Consider the following 14,982-nt stretch of genomic DNA (forward strand, 5'->3'; position numbering starts at 1 on the left):
GCCCGGTTAAGCAAACAAGATAGAAAAAATTATCATTATTTTTCATGTGGATATATAATAATGATTCATAACGATTTTGCATTTATCTTTCGATTCTTAATCATTTGCTGAATCGTGTACAATAAATGCCGAAATGTGACTCAAGCGTGCATTCTTGTAAGTGTTTTTCACTGTTCTGTTACCGTGCTACAATTGAACTTGATATATGTCAACAAACCGTAATTTTGTTGAGTGGTAATTTCGGCACTCGCTGTTATATTGCTGTTAATAGGGTTAGGATATGCGCCGCTTTAGGACCCCGTGGAACTGCAGAAAGTGGAATCCCTGACCGAGCTTGCGATGTTGTTGTCGTTGATGGAAATTGCATCGAGAACGCGTTTACGTACTTTAGTCATGTAACGAGTGAGATGCCCAAAAAGGCATCAAAATTCTTTGGGATAACAAGGACTTCTGTACTCCTATTTTCTATTTGTTGGCAATCTTAGGTAGCAATCATGCAGACCCCTCATATTCTGATCGTCGAAGACGAGTTAGTGACACGTAATACGTTAAAGAGCATTTTTGAAGCAGAAGGCTACATGGTACATGAAGCCAATGATGGCGCAGAAATGCACCACATTCTGTCCGAAAATGACATCAATCTGGTTATCATGGACATCAACCTGCCAGGCAAAAACGGCCTGTTGCTGGCACGCGAATTACGCGAACAAGCCAGCGTTGCTCTGATGTTCCTGACCGGCCGCGACAATGAAGTTGATAAAATTCTGGGTCTGGAAATTGGTGCTGATGATTACATCACTAAGCCATTCAACCCTCGCGAACTGACTATCCGCGCACGCAACCTGCTGTCCCGCACCATGAATCTGGGCACGACCGGCGAAGAACGTCGTCTGGTTGAAAGCTACAAATTCAATGGCTGGGAACTCGACATCAACAGCCGTTCGCTGGTGAGCCCGCAGGGTGAGCAGTACAAGTTACCGCGCAGCGAATTCCGCGCCATGCTGCACTTCTGTGAAAACCCGGGCAAGATCCAAACCCGTGGCGATTTGCTGAAGAAAATGACGGGCCGTGAGCTGAAACCTCATGACCGTACCGTTGACGTCACCATCCGTCGCATCCGTAAGCATTTCGAAGCGACGCCTGACACCCCTGAAATCATCGCCACCATTCACGGCGAAGGCTATCGTTTCTGCGGTGATCTGGAAGACTGATACAGAAGGTTGCCAACCGCACTGTATCCGGTAAAACAAACGTCAAAGGCCAGCGAAAGCTGGCCTTTTGTTTTGCGCGTATGACTAAAAACTCACGGAGCGGCGTGCGCCCAGGGAATAATCGGCACGGCGCTTAGTGCATTTTTCGGTGAACCATCCACCACTTTATCGGAATAACTCAGGTAGATAAGCGCATTACGTTTCTCATCATAAAAACGAACCACCTGCAGCTTTTTAAACACCAGCGATGTGCGCTTCTGAAAAACAACGATTCCCTTGTCTTTGCCTTGCTTAATCTTATCGCTCAACTCGATCGGCCCCACCTGCTGACACGAAATCGCCGCATCGGCGGTATCTTCTGCCAGCCCTAAACCGCCCTTAATGCCGCCGGTTTTCGCACGACTGATATAACAAGTTACATTTTTAATATCAGGATCATCAAAGGCCTCCACGACAATCTTATGGTCGGGACCAAAGAGTTTGAAGACCGTATCGACCGAACCGACCTGCTCTGCATGTGCTGCTGCAGAACAAAAAGCAAACATCGAAAAAACAAAAATCCAACATCTATTCATTACGTTACTCCACGTCATCAGCATGACGTTGTTTTATAAAGAAACCCTACAGGGAAAGCGTGTATTCACACTTTCGGAATGAAATACTCTGTAACACAGGCAAATAGCACTGATAGCCAAAAAATTCTTAGGAAGTCTTATCGGTAAAAAGTTGCTATTATGCCGCCCATCATTCTGTGCATTTATCTTAGTTCAACGAGGACGATCTATGGATCAAGCAGGAATCATTCGTGACCTTCTTAGCTGGTTAGAAACCCATTTAGACCAGCCCTTGTCACTCGACAATGTTGCAGCCAAGGCCGGCTATTCCAAATGGCACCTGCAGCGCATGTTTAAAGATGTCACTAATAATGCTATTGGCGCTTATATCCGTGCCCGCCGCCTTTCTAAAGCGGCCGTCGCATTGCGTCTCACCAGTCGCCCGATTTTAGATATCGCCCTTCAGTATCGTTTTGATTCGCAACAGACATTTACCCGGGCATTCAAAAAACAATTTGCACAAACACCGGCACTGTATCGTCGTGCTGAAGACTGGCATTCGTTCGGCATTTGTCCGCCAATCCGGCTGGGCGCGTTTATTCTGCCGCAGCCTGAATATATCTCACTGCCGGAACAGCACCTGGTCGGGATGACGCAAAGTTACGCCTGTACGCTGGAGCAAATCACCACGTACCGTAACGAGATGCGTCGTCATTTCTGGCGCCAGTATATTGGTGAAGCGAAAACGCTGCCGCCGATTCTTTATGGCCTGCACCATTCGCGTCCAAGCCAGGAAAAAGATGACGAGCAGGAAGTATTGTACACGACCGCGCTGGAAGCTCAGCACTTGCCGGAAAACGTTGAAGGTCAGCCGATTGTCTTGCAGCACGGTGAGTACGCCATGTTCCACTACAATGGCGCGCCGGAGCATTTGCAGGAATTCATTCTGACGTTGTACAGCACGTGTCTGCCAACATTGAAACTGACCCGCAGAAAGGGACAGGATATCGAACGCTTTTACACGAATGGCCGTGCTCCGGGCACCGCGCCAACCGAAATACAGTGTGATTACCTGATCCCAATCCGCCGCTAACGCCTTCTGGCGTTAGCGTTGCAACTCGTCTAATGCGGGCAGTTCCAGATGTGAGACATCGCCCGCCGTTTCCACAATCCAGCCGCTCGCCAGCCAGGCACTTTGCTGATGATCGACACGCGAAAGTGAACAGTTGCGCAGACGCAGACGACGTTCCGCATAAGCTGGCAACCCGAGGATCGTGCTGATCAGACAGCCCAGCGCAATGCCGTGGCTGACCAGCAAAGGCTTACTTCCTTCAGGCAAATCCAGGCAACTGTCGAGCGCCGCACGCATACGCGCAGCCAGCTCCGTCATCGTTTCACCTTCAGGAATACGCCCCTGCGGTGAACCATCGACCATCTGCTTACGCCATACTTCTTCCTGCTCTGTCAGCCCGTCCAGAATACGTTCTTCCAGCACGCCCATATGTAATTCGCGTAAACGCGGCTCATTGATCACTTCACACCCGCAGGCATCAGCGATAATCTGCGCCGTGTGGCGGGTACGTCCTAAGTCACTGGTGATGACGTGCGTGATCCCTTCATTACGTACACGCTCAGCAACCTGACGAGCCTGATAAAGACCTTTGGCCGTCAGCGGGCTGTCTGATTGTCCCTGAATACGGCGTGCGGCATTCCATTCTGTTTCGCCGTGACGGACGAGATATACCTGTAACATGAGTGTTTTCCGTTATACTGCGTGAAATTTGCTAAAGGATGCTAAAACTCTATGTACCATGTTGTCGCTGCAACCACTAACCCGGCAAAGATCAAAGCTATCACCCTGGCTTTTGAAGATATTTTCGGCGCTGAGGCATTCCGCATTGAAGGCGTTGACGTCGACAGTGGTGTCCCTAATCAACCTATCGGCAGTAATGAAACCCGTACCGGCGCGCGCCATCGCGTAATCGGCGCCCGCCAGGTTCGCCCCGAGGCAGACTTCTGGGTCGGCGTGGAAGCGGGTATCGAAGACAATATGACCTTCGCCTGGATGGTGATTGAGAATATGCACCAGCGTGGTGAATCCCGTTCAGCAAGCCTGATGTTACCTGAAATTATTTTACAAGGAATTAACCAGGGCAGCGAACTGGGAGATGAGATGGAAAAACTGACGGGTATCGCGGAAGTAAAACGTAAAGGCGGAGCTATCGGAGTCTTTACAGCTGGAAAATTGACCCGCACCAGCGTTTATCATCAGGCGCTGGTACTGGCGTTAGCGCCTTTTCATAATTCGGTGTATCAGGTCAGAACCCAAACGCACTAAAATATCAGACGGTAACGGACGCTTCAGTCGTCCGTTTTGTCTGTCAGCAGTTGCTCACTCAGCCATTCCTTGAGTTCCGCCGGTGCTGTTTTCAGCCCATTCGATCCACGGGTAATCGTGGCGATACCGGCACCCAGCTGGCTTTTAAGCTCACGCTGGCTCAATTCTCCACGCATCAGTTCCTGAATAATCCGCACCCGCGTACCCAGCGCCGCGCGTTCGTCGGGCGTAAGCAGCAGCTGGAGCAAATCCTGATGCAGATTTTCAGCAAAAGATTGCTGCAGCAATGCCAGAAAGCATTGCCAGTCCTCATTGCCTTGTTGGGAAAGAGCAGGGTCAGTGATTGGTCGTTGGGTCATGATGGCTGCCATACTATTAAACTAGTACAGCAGCTTACCATACCCATCAGAAAATCAGTAACGCCTCTGCCATTCGGCATCCGTCAAAATCTTGGCGGGTTGATGTAAAAAATAACGATAAAACGCATCATATGCCAACACATTTTTAACATACCGGCGAGTTTCAGAGAAAGGGATACTCTCGATGAACGCCACTGAATCCACCCTGCCCGCGCTGTTCCCCAGCCAGGTATTCACGCGTGAAGGCCCGGCGTTATAAGCAGCGCTGGACAAAATACGGTTGCGGCCGAACATCTGATAGACATATTCCAGATAGCTGGTGCCGATCGTAATGTTCATCTGCGGATCCAAAAGCTGTCCGGGATTGCTGTAACCCTGTAAGCCAAACATCTCCACCGTATGTTGCGCGGTGGCAGGCATCACCTGCATCAGACCGGCTGCACCCACCGGCGAGCGGGCTTTCGGATTCCACGCACTTTCCTGACGGGCAATTGCCATCGCGTAGCTTTGCGTGATGCCTTTGTCGTTAGTCGCACGACGGAATTCATCCGGCCACGCCAGCGGAAAACGTTCTTCGAGGTAATCCCACAGCTTGCCGGTAATGGTCGCCTGTACGCTGAGATCCGGCCATTTTTGCTCGAATGCATAACGCGCCAGCGCCGATTGTTGAGACTCCGTGCGGCTGCTGACCAGATAGCTCCACTCTGTGCGCGCCAGATTGTCCATCTGCCAGTACATCAGCTCCCGCACACGCGCCACTGCGGGCAATTGCGCAATGCTGGGATCCGGCTTCGTCGCGACAGATATCTGCATCGGATAAGCGACATTCAGCTTTTGCGCCGCCGCCATCGGATAGAATCCGCGGCCTTTCATTAACGTTCGCAGCATCGCTTCACCCTGCGAGCGCTGACCGTTGTCAATCATCACTGACGCACGCCAGTATTGCCATTCGTCCTGTTGCAGGGCATCTGACGGCAACCGTTGCAGCCACTGGTTCAGCCCCTGACGGTCGCCCGCGGCCAGTGCCATACGGATACGGCGTTCGACAAGCGTGGTGGAATGGCTGCGCAGAATAACGTTATCGCGCCATGCGGCCTGCTCCGGCGTGGCATCACTGCCCATGTAACGCCAGGCAACCGCCTCTTCCAGCTCCAGCCGGTCGCTGTCACTCATTTTTTGCAAACGAGCCAACACCGGGATCATCGAACGGGCATTTTCAGAATCATCGCGGGCAATGCGGGCGAAGGTAATACTGGTCGCATTACGGGTAAAATCTGTCGGCCCGACGTTGCGCGCAAAGCTCTCAATAGTGTTGGGATTGTTTTGCAGATCGATAAGCGCATCGCGCATGGTCTGATAATCCGGCGGCAATTGTTTGGCCAGATAGCTGACCAGATTGGTGTTACCCGCTTTCATTGCCAGACCAATGCGTTGCAGCGTCGTCAGCGCGGTCTGATTGCCTGCGCCCTGCCAGACCGAGAATAATTTGTCGCAGGTATTCGGCAGAGATGTGCCGGTCAACCAGATATCTTTCGCACCATCGAACGCCGTTTTCTGATCGCCGGTCGACCATTTTGCGTAATAGTAGTTACAGCGCGCCGCTACCGGTTTTGGCGGTTGCGGGCTGAATGACAGCAAACTGTTCCAGTCCTGACGGCGCGCCAGTTCATTCACAAAGCGGGCAGGCAGGGAACGCGCCGGCGGCAATGTCGGGTTCCCTTTCACAAACGCGTTGACCTGCGCCGGCGTCGCGTCACCCAGATCCTGCGTCAGCTGACGGTATTCCAGATAAGGATAAAGAGGATAGTCTTCCAGCGTCGGCATCAGCTGACTGACAACGTCCATCTGATTGTTATCCCACGCCTGTTTAATCTGCATATAGTGCTGGCGCTGTGCGTCCAGCGAGTCAGCGTTCGCCACGCCCGATGCCGTCACCAGCAATACGCTCAGTGCCAGAGAGTGCCATTTGTCCACCTTGACCATACTTACCTTTATCCTCACGGGTTGTGCCGAAACTGTTCTGCATTGTGTAGACAGCCACTACGCTAATCGATTCATTTTTAAAATTGAAGCGATGCAGGGACAGCATCAAAAACTTTACACAGTGTGGTGCAAGCGACCGGCAGTTACCAGACGGCGGCAGATCTATTTTCTGTCACAGAACGTAGAGTTATGAATAATTGTGGCGGACGTTATACCCGCAGATAATTAGCGGCTATTTACCGCTAATCAGCAAATAGATAGCACCCTTAGCATTTTAAATAAAATAACCACACTGACAAAACTCAGCTTTACTTACATCACTTTACTCAGATATCTAACTCCTAAACGAACCTTAAATAACCTCTGAAGAATACGCAAATCCATAATCCAACTAATACATTGTTTTTTAGCATATTTTTATTATTAACATCAGCATATAAAAGTATTTACTGGCTCAGTTAAAACGCATCCCTACCTGATTAACTATTATCACACCCTATTGTAAAATTAATTTATTGATATTCACCATTTCACCGTCAGGATTGAAATATTAATAACAGCCCAGTCCCTTGCTTATGGAAAAGTAGATGACTTATTCAACTTCATCTGTAAAAACCAATGCCCGCCCGTCCTCGTCTGCCGCAGCAGAAAACAAAAACGGCTATCAGATTAGTAGTAACGATGGGATGCAGCGTCTGGAAACCAGCGAAAATGGTCTGACGCGGCAGGAAGCCAGCGAGCGCCTGAAAAAATATGGCCCGAACGCATTACCGGAAAAACAATAATTCTGGGGTATCCCCCTGATGGCCGGCGCAATGATCTTCGTGATTGTCGAAATTGAAAAATGGCTGGTTAACCGCTTTATCCGCAAGAAAGACTGAAACTGAAACACCCCACCGGGCTGCCATTGGTAGCCCGTTTTTTGGCCTTAAAATAGTCATATTTCTGAAACTTTAGGGGCGCTGGCATCCAGTTCGTCTCAGAGATCGCGCAAAACATCCCAAAACCCTTTCTGCTGATTTACATCAATCTCGCACCGCTTTATTACTCTCGCCAGGGGTATCCCTTTTCACAGCAACTTGAGTTATGCCGCGCCCAGGCAGTTTTTACGGCTGCTCTTGAGGGAAGATCCTATCGCAATACGTGCAGTTTAATAAAAACGAGCCTCTCTGCATCGCAGTCATACAGAGGCCAACAAACAGGTAACTCACAATGTCATCGCTCATTGTAGATAAGTGCCATTACACACAGCTGGCATTACATTCGCTCTTGCAGCTTAACGGACGACACCAGAAAGACATTCTGTCGCTCAGGGACATCAGCGAACTGCAAGCCGCATGCAATTCCCTGACGCCTGAAATCATCTTTGTGAATGAAGATTGTTTTGCGTCTGATGCGCCCTCCGGCCACACCCTCAGGGCGGTGATCGACGCGCACCCCGGCACGCTTTTCTTTGTTTTTATCTCCAAAGATAATCTGAATTATCAGAACTACGTGCCGATCCGTAAAAACATCATCATTTTGTCGAAATCTATCCGCACGACCACGATTTATCAGCTGATCGCCCATAACCTGCATCTGTCGCGGGCGGGTGAAACAGAACAATCGCTGGATCTTACGCCGGTCAGCCTGAGCCGGACGGAATCGAGCATTCTGAAAATGTGGATGTCAGGACTGAACACGCAAATCATTTCCGAGCATCTGAACATCAAACAAAAAACCGTGGCTTCGCATAAAGGCAACATCAAACGCAAGGTCAAGACGCAGAATAAACAGGCGATATATCATGTGGTTAAGCTGACAGATATCCTGACCTCCGGCATGTTTGTCGGGCGTACTCAGCCATTACGTCCGGCCAGCGAACCGGATGAATTCACCGTTCCTTGCGGCTGAAAGCCTGCCCTCTTATCCGCAGCCAGCAACATTCTTGCCTTACTGTGAACCTGATGGTTGGGTACACGACTGAAACAAGCTAAACTTCGCAGTCGGAACCCTTATCAGTCATGCCGCAGTCAGGCGGGACTGGCTTTAATTTGCCGCAGCGCCTGCCCTTCGCAGAAAGCGCGCGGCCCGCAGAAAGAGGCTCAAAACAACGTGGCTCAATACGTATATTCCATGCATCGCCTCGGCAAAATTGTTCCGCCGAAGCGTCATATTCTTAAGAACATCTCCCTGAGTTTTTTCCCTGGCGCCAAAATCGGTGTTCTGGGTCTGAACGGTTCAGGTAAATCCACCCTGCTGCGCATCATGGCCGGTATCGATACCGACATCGAAGGTGAAGCACGTCCGCAACCTGATCTGAAAATCGGTTATCTGCCGCAGGAACCACAGCTGAACATGGAACACACCGTGCGTGAGTCCGTGGAAGAAGCCGTTTCTGAAGTCGTTGGCGCGTTAAAACGTCTTGATGAAGTCTATGCGCTGTACGCTGAGCCGGAAGCTGATTTCGACAAACTGGCCGCTGAACAGGGCCGTCTGGAAGAAGTCATTCAGGCGCACGATGGTCATAACCTGAACAGCCAGCTGGAACGTGCTGCGGATGCGCTGCGCCTGCCAGACTGGGATGCGAAAGTCGCTACCCTGTCCGGTGGTGAACGCCGCCGTGTGGCACTTTGCCGCCTGCTGCTGGAAAAACCAGACATGCTGCTGCTCGACGAACCGACCAACCACCTGGATGCAGAATCCGTGGCATGGCTGGAACGCTTCCTGCACGACTTCGAAGGTACCGTTGTGGCGATTACCCATGACCGTTACTTCCTCGATAACGTCGCCGGTTGGATCTTGGAGCTTGACCGCGGTGAAGGTATTCCGTGGGAAGGTAACTATTCCACGTGGCTGGAACAAAAAGATGAACGTCTGGCGCAGGAAGCTTCTTCTGAAGCGGCCCGTCGTAAATCTATTGAGAAAGAGCTGGAGTGGGTTCGTCAGGGCGCGAAAGGCCGTCAGTCTAAAGGCAAAGCCCGTCTGGCACGCTTTGAAGAGCTGAACAACACTGAATACCAGAAACGTAACGAAACCAACGAACTATTCATTCCACCAGGTCCACGTCTGGGTGACAAAGTCGTTGAAGTGAAAAACCTGAGCAAATCTTATGGTGATCGCGTTCTGATCGACGACCTGTCGTTCTCCGTACCGAAAGGCGCAATCGTCGGGATTATCGGTCCGAACGGTGCCGGTAAATCGACCCTGTTCCGTATGATGTCAGGTCAGGAAGAAGCCAACGGCGGTACCATCGAGCTGGGCGATACCGTGAAACTGGCATCTGTGGATCAGTTCCGTGATTCCATGGACAACAGCAAAACCGTGTGGGAAGAAGTGTCCGGTGGTCAGGACATTATGCGTGTCGGCACCACTGAAATGCCAAGCCGTGCTTACGTTGGCCGCTTCAACTTCAAAGGTGTTGATCAGGGCAAACGCGTGGGCGAATTGTCCGGTGGTGAGCGTGGCCGTCTGCATCTGGCAAAACTGCTGCAGGTTGGCGGCAACATGTTGCTGCTCGATGAACCGACCAACGACCTCGACATCGAAACCCTGCGCGCTCTGGAAAACGCCCTGCTGGAGTTCCCGGGCTGCGCGATGGTCATTTCCCATGACCGCTGGTTCCTCGACCGTATCGCGACTCACATCCTCGATTATCAGGATGAAGGTAAAGTCGAATTCTTCGAAGGTAACTTCACAGAATACGAAGAATACAAAAAACGGACTTTAGGTGCCGAAGCGTTAGAGCCGAAGCGCATCAAGTACAAAAAGATGATCAAGTAATCGTCTTGATAAAACAGCTAAGGCCCGGAAACGGGCCTTTTTTATGGCTGCAATTCACTGAAGTTTATCCCGCCAGCGCCTCGCTGTAACTTTTCGCAAAGCCATATTCTTCCAGCATAAAATCAATGAAACAGGCCAGTGCCGGTGAATTCAGTTTCCGCCCCGGATAGACCAGATACAAATCGTTCCCTTCTGCTTCCCACTGCGGCAATACCCGCACCAGCGTTCCCTGTGCCACTTCGTCATGACATAAAAAGGCCGGTAACAGCGTGATGCCCGCCCCCGCCAGCGCGCATTCCCGTGCATACAGCAGATTGTCGGTGGTGTGCGCAGAAGGCAACAGCCAGCGGTGATAGGTTTCGCCATGATGCAGCACCCATTCCGACCAGGCCCGGTGCGCAATGCAGTGATGCGATGCCAGCTGTTGCGGCGTTTCAATTGCCGGATGTTGCGCCAGATACGCCGGTGACGCCAGCAGATAGCGCGGGCAGTGTCCCAGTTCGCGGCCAATCAGCGAAGAATCCTGCGGCTTACCGGTACGCAGCGCGATATCAAACCCTTCCTGCACCAGATCCACCATCGCATCAGAAACTGAGACTTCCAGCGACACATCGGGATAGCGCTTTTGAAATTCGACATTCACCCGCGCCAGCAGCGTTGCCCCCAGCCCCGCCGGACTGGTGATGCGCAGACGCCCGCTCGGGTTATCGCGCAGACGGCGGATCGCCAGCTCTGCCCGCTCGCTGGCCTGCATCATTTCCTGACAGTGGATCAGATAGCGTTCACCGGCAAACGTCAGATTCAGCTGGCGGGTGGTGCGGTTGAGTAACCGTATACCGACGGATTTTTCCAGTTGACTGATGCGCTGACTGACGCTGGATTTGGGCAAACCCGCCCGGCTGGCGGCCTGAGTGAAGCTGCCGCATTCCGCCACCAGCGCAAACAGCGCCATATCCTGTAATTGTTTAAACATGATTGTTCACCTGAGACGAACACTTTGTTAGTTATTGTCCATCTTATCAGCTTCCCGCACGAGGGCTAGACTGTCTGTATACCCGAAGCAATAAATGGAGAAATTCTGATGTCTGTTAAAGCAATCGCAGTAAACCCGAAAGATCCGGCGCACTTTGTGGCTGTTGAATTACCACAGCCTGTCGCGAAAGATTACGATCTGCTGGTGGAAGTGAAAGCCGTGTCAATTAATCCGGTTGATACCAAAGTGCATAAAGGCGTGCAAAAAAGCGGTCTGGACGCGCCAAAAGTGCTGGGCTGGGATGCCAGCGGTATCGTTAAATCGGTCGGCAGCGCGGTGAATAATTTCAAAGCCGGTGATGAGGTCTGGTACGCCGGAGATATCACCCGTTCAGGCAGCAATGCAACTGAACAACTGATCGACTCACGTATTGTTTCCCTCAAACCCAAAAGCCTGGACTGGGCGCAGGCCGCCGCGATGCCGCTGACCACGCTGACGGCCTGGGAATCGCTGTTCGAGCATCTGAAAATTCAGGACGCTTCGGCGGATAAAACTCTGTTGATCATCGGCGGTGCCGGTGGCGTTGGATCGCTGGCGATCCCTTTTGCATCGCTGCGCAGTAAAGTGAAAGTGATCGCGACGGCTTCCCGTCCGGAATCCGCCCAATGGTGTCTGGATCGCGGAGCGGATCTGACCGTGAATTACAAAGATCTGAAAGGGGAACTGGCAAAGCACGATATTAAACAGGTGGATTTCATTCTTTGCCTGAACGATACCGACGGTCACTGGGCAGCCATTACCGATCTGATCGCGCCGATGGGCCACATCTGTACCATCGTTGAAAACGAACATCCGCTGGATATGAACAAGCTGAAACTGAAAAGCGCCGCGCTGCACTGGGAACTGATGTATACCCGCAGCATGTTCACCACGCCGGATATTGCCGAACAGGGCGAAATACTTAAACAAGTCGCCGCGCTGGTGGACGAAGGCAAAGTGCAAACCACGCTGAGCGAAACCCTTCACGGCCTGACCGTCGAAAGCATTGAAGCCGCACATGCCAAAGTGATCGATGGCCATATGCAGGGCAAAGTCGTCGTCGCGTTCTGATCCCGACGTATCTGTCTGGTCCTTTCACGGATAAATAAAAAAGCCCCGTCACTTTCATGGCGGGGCTTTATTGCTTATTCACTATGACAAGCAGGCATTATGGCTATTCGCCATCATCCACTTTCTGCCATTTGGCGTCCGGGTCAAATGTCGTGAGCGCACGCGCTGCAGCATCGGTTTGCAGCCCGAGATCCTGCTGATATATTTCGCCCCGCTGGTCGGTCATAAAACTGGTGACACCGGTATGACCATACACCGCCGGCCAGGCAATCAGCGCAAAGCCTTTGGTCATCTTGCCGTTTTCAATATAGCTGAAGGCACCGCCGCTGGCATTCGCGCCCTGCGACGTCAGAATGCGGTAATAATATCCGTGATAATCAGCCCCCGGCTGAGCATCGCCAAAGGCAGGCCCCAGCGGGCTTGGCGCTTCGCCTTCTTTAACCGGCCAGTACAGGCCATCGTGCTGCCCTTCGGTGCTGATAAACCGCTGAGCGTATTCCCCCGCAGTTTGCTGATACTGGTGCTGGGCATCGGCATAAGCGGCCACCGCCTGAATCGCGGAAAGCTCATTACGACCTATCGTGCGGGTTTCAATTTCCGCCGCCCCGGCCACCATATCAAATGACCAGCCCTGCGCTGTCTGCTTCATCGGGATCGGCAGCTGCCAGTTCTCCGTCCCGACGTTCAGATGCGCAACATCACCTTCAGTGGCAATCTTATGGCTGATTTTCCAGTCCCGCAGGAAACGCGCAACTTCATCCGGATCGACGTCTTTTTCAGGCAGATAAACCCGCCATTTATCACCCAAAATCTTCTGCAACGCGGCGTCGTCATGGGTATCAATCGCTTTCACCAGCGCCTGTGCGGCCAGATCGGGACTGCTAAACATCTGCTGCGCGAAGCCAGTCAGAGGCAATAATAACAAGCCTACTGAAATCAACGTATTACGCAATGTCTTCATTTCCTTTCCTCGTCAGTCTAGCGGCGATGCAAATGCACCGGCTCTGCGTTCGCAGGGCGTGCATGCTGGAAATTCTGCATATGCTGGCGGCTCTGATTGCCACGCGCCTGCTGCTGTTGCCACGATGGCGCACGGCTTGAGTTCCCGCTGAACGCCGTGCTGCGTGAGGCATTATTATTTCCCTGATGGAAATTCTGCCTTTGCTGCATAGCGTTATGCTGATTCAGCTGCCCCCCGTTCTGATGCTGTAAAGATTGCCGGTTCTGCGAAATCGACTCATGCTGCTGACTCAACTGACCTGCGGAAACATGATGGTTGCCGGGTGACGCAGCAGCACGACTGGCAGTGGCCGGATGTTGCTGCGGTCTGTGTTGCGGATTCACCTGATGATTGTTCATCACGGAGGCCGCCTGCTGACGACGTTGGTCCAGCGTCTGATTCTGTACGCCGCCGTTGTTACGCCCGACTGCATTACTGGCGTTAAAACTGTGAGAATTGCTGTCGTAACCACGAAAATTATTGCGCTGCGCCGCATTATTCAGCGCCTGCTTTTGCGTGGCCCCGCTGAGGTTTGCCGTGTGATTTGCCAAACCTGCGTTAAAGGCAGGATTATGCTGCCAGCCTGCGGTATTGCCGGAGCCCGGATGGTTCACCACATTGCTGTTGTTGTTTCCGGAAATGCGGTTGTAGTTGTTCACGTTCACATGGACGTAATTATTCTGCGATCCGCCGCCGTGATGCCCGTCATCATGGTGATCGTCATGATGATCGTAATCATCGTGATGGTCATAATCGTCGTGATGATGATGATCGTCATCCCAGTCGATGCTGCCGAAAATCGCGTAAGTCGCTGCGACACCCACGCCAAATCCAATGCCTGACGCCATACCATTCACAAACTGCTCACCCGGTGGTGGTGGCAGATAGACTGGCGGATAAGCCGGTGTCGGCCACGCGCCGTACACCACGTTCGGGTTGTAACTGGGCACATACACCACCTGCGGATCGGCAGATTCAATCACGATAGTCTGCTGCGCCGGAGCACCTTTCACCACCGTGGTCGAAGCCGGTTTCGGTTTAACAGTCACCGTCTGCTGCGGAGTGCTTTTCAGCGCTCCGCTCTTTTGCGCCACTTCACGGAATTTCTGCACGGTATTCATGACGTCATCAGGTTGCGCCAGAAACGCGTTACCTAGATTTTGTACCCATGCCGGATCTTCGCCCATCAGCGCCAGAAGCTGCGGGAATGCCACCAGCGATTTCACACTCGGATCCCAGGGTTCGTTCGCGACCTGTGTCACTGCGGCGTCACCCTGACTTTGCGGATGGTCACGCGACCATTGCACCGCCTGAATCACGTTAGTCGGATAAGTCGAGGCCATCAGCACCTGCGAAAGCAGACTGTCAGGATAGAGCGCCACGGGCGCCACCCACTGATCGAGCTGAGCCTGAGTAAAAGCTGGCGGCGTCACTGCCGCTGCCGGAACGGGTGTAAGTGCCGGTGCAGTTGCCGGTACCGCTGCGGGTGCAGGTGCTGGCGCAGTTTGGGTAGTGGTTTCTGCCTGACTGCTGACCGGTAGCCAGCCTTTCATAAACATGACACTGGCAAGAGCAAATGCGCCCGCACCGCACAGAACTGCGATACCCCAGGGCTTGAATGATAAATTCATTCGGACCACCTTAAAAAGCCTCAGCGAATTGAGAGGCACAATGAATGAGTATAATCGGACA

The 14,982-nt window shown here is 52.2% G+C and carries 14 protein-coding genes; 7 read left to right on the forward strand and 7 right to left on the reverse strand.

Annotation, left to right across the window (positions count from 1 at the left end; all coding sequences use genetic code 11):
• The first annotated feature begins 494 nt into the window (after positions 1-494).
• The gene (arcA, locus tag D6C13_RS09485; RefSeq protein WP_112168192.1) at positions 495-1,211 is read left to right on the forward strand and encodes a two-component system response regulator ArcA; all 717 of its coding nucleotides are present in this window, start codon (positions 495-497) and stop codon (positions 1,209-1,211) included.
• Between the two features lie 92 nt (positions 1,212-1,303).
• On the opposite strand, the gene creA is transcribed toward arcA, so the two are convergent.
• A complete protein-coding gene (gene creA, locus D6C13_RS09490) occupies positions 1,304-1,786 on the reverse strand; it encodes a protein CreA (protein WP_120132534.1) in 483 nt (160 codons plus the stop codon).
• Between the two features lie 208 nt (positions 1,787-1,994).
• Between creA and robA the strand changes: the two genes are divergently transcribed.
• Positions 1,995-2,858 (forward strand): MDR efflux pump AcrAB transcriptional activator RobA, encoded by an 864-nt coding sequence (gene robA / locus D6C13_RS09495; RefSeq protein ID WP_120132535.1) that lies wholly within the window; start codon positions 1,995-1,997, stop codon positions 2,856-2,858.
• A 12-nt stretch (positions 2,859-2,870) separates the two neighbouring features.
• Here robA and gpmB read toward each other — a convergent pair whose 3' ends face one another.
• Positions 2,871-3,518, reverse strand: coding sequence for a 2,3-diphosphoglycerate-dependent phosphoglycerate mutase GpmB (gpmB, locus tag D6C13_RS09500; protein WP_120132536.1), 648 nt, complete (start codon positions 3,516-3,518; stop codon positions 2,871-2,873).
• Positions 3,519-3,569: 51 nt separating this feature from the next.
• Between gpmB and yjjX the strand changes: the two genes are divergently transcribed.
• Positions 3,570-4,103, forward strand: a complete 534-nt coding sequence (gene yjjX, locus D6C13_RS09505) for an inosine/xanthosine triphosphatase (RefSeq protein WP_120132537.1) — start codon at positions 3,570-3,572, stop codon at positions 4,101-4,103.
• Between the two features lie 23 nt (positions 4,104-4,126).
• On the opposite strand, the gene trpR is transcribed toward yjjX, so the two are convergent.
• Complete coding sequence (gene trpR, locus D6C13_RS09510) at positions 4,127-4,462, reverse strand: trp operon repressor (RefSeq protein WP_120132538.1); 336 nt, start codon at positions 4,460-4,462, stop codon at positions 4,127-4,129.
• Between the two features lie 54 nt (positions 4,463-4,516).
• Positions 4,517-6,436: a murein transglycosylase gene (sltY, locus tag D6C13_RS09515; protein ID WP_208642874.1), complete on the reverse strand. Its 1,920-nt coding sequence runs from the start codon at positions 6,434-6,436 to the stop codon at positions 4,517-4,519.
• A 596-nt stretch (positions 6,437-7,032) separates the two neighbouring features.
• On the opposite strand from sltY, the gene D6C13_RS09520 reads away from it, so the two are divergent.
• From D6C13_RS09520 to ettA, 3 genes are all read left to right on the forward strand, one after another.
• The gene (locus D6C13_RS09520; RefSeq protein WP_244212663.1) at positions 7,033-7,230 is read left to right on the forward strand and encodes a cation-transporting P-type ATPase; all 198 of its coding nucleotides are present in this window, start codon (positions 7,033-7,035) and stop codon (positions 7,228-7,230) included.
• Positions 7,231-7,657: 427 nt separating this feature from the next.
• Entirely contained in the window at positions 7,658-8,338 is a 681-nt protein-coding gene (gene rcsA, locus D6C13_RS09525; RefSeq protein ID WP_120132540.1) for a transcriptional regulator RcsA, read from the forward strand.
• Between the two features lie 201 nt (positions 8,339-8,539).
• The gene (gene ettA / locus D6C13_RS09530; RefSeq protein ID WP_120132595.1) at positions 8,540-10,207 is read left to right on the forward strand and encodes an energy-dependent translational throttle protein EttA; all 1,668 of its coding nucleotides are present in this window, start codon (positions 8,540-8,542) and stop codon (positions 10,205-10,207) included.
• 64 nt (positions 10,208-10,271) lie between these two features.
• Here the strand turns inward: ettA and D6C13_RS09535 are convergent, their stop codons facing one another.
• A complete protein-coding gene (locus D6C13_RS09535; protein WP_120132541.1) occupies positions 10,272-11,180 on the reverse strand; it encodes a LysR family transcriptional regulator in 909 nt (302 codons plus the stop codon).
• A gap of 108 nt (positions 11,181-11,288) precedes the next feature.
• Between D6C13_RS09535 and D6C13_RS09540 the strand changes: the two genes are divergently transcribed.
• Positions 11,289-12,290: a zinc-binding alcohol dehydrogenase family protein gene (locus tag D6C13_RS09540; RefSeq protein ID WP_120132542.1), complete on the forward strand. Its 1,002-nt coding sequence runs from the start codon at positions 11,289-11,291 to the stop codon at positions 12,288-12,290.
• A gap of 103 nt (positions 12,291-12,393) precedes the next feature.
• On the opposite strand, the gene D6C13_RS09545 is transcribed toward D6C13_RS09540, so the two are convergent.
• Both D6C13_RS09545 and D6C13_RS09550 read right to left on the reverse strand, forming a co-directional pair.
• Positions 12,394-13,251, reverse strand: coding sequence for a DUF2950 domain-containing protein (locus D6C13_RS09545; RefSeq protein WP_120132543.1), 858 nt, complete (start codon positions 13,249-13,251; stop codon positions 12,394-12,396).
• A 17-nt stretch (positions 13,252-13,268) separates the two neighbouring features.
• Positions 13,269-14,921, reverse strand: a complete 1,653-nt coding sequence (locus D6C13_RS09550) for a DUF3300 domain-containing protein (RefSeq protein WP_120132544.1) — start codon at positions 14,919-14,921, stop codon at positions 13,269-13,271.
• Positions 14,922-14,982: the final 61 nt, after the last annotated feature.

The sequence above is a fragment of the Rahnella woolbedingensis genome, from assembly GCF_003602095.1.
GTDB lineage: Bacteria > Pseudomonadota > Gammaproteobacteria > Enterobacterales > Enterobacteriaceae > Rahnella > Rahnella woolbedingensis.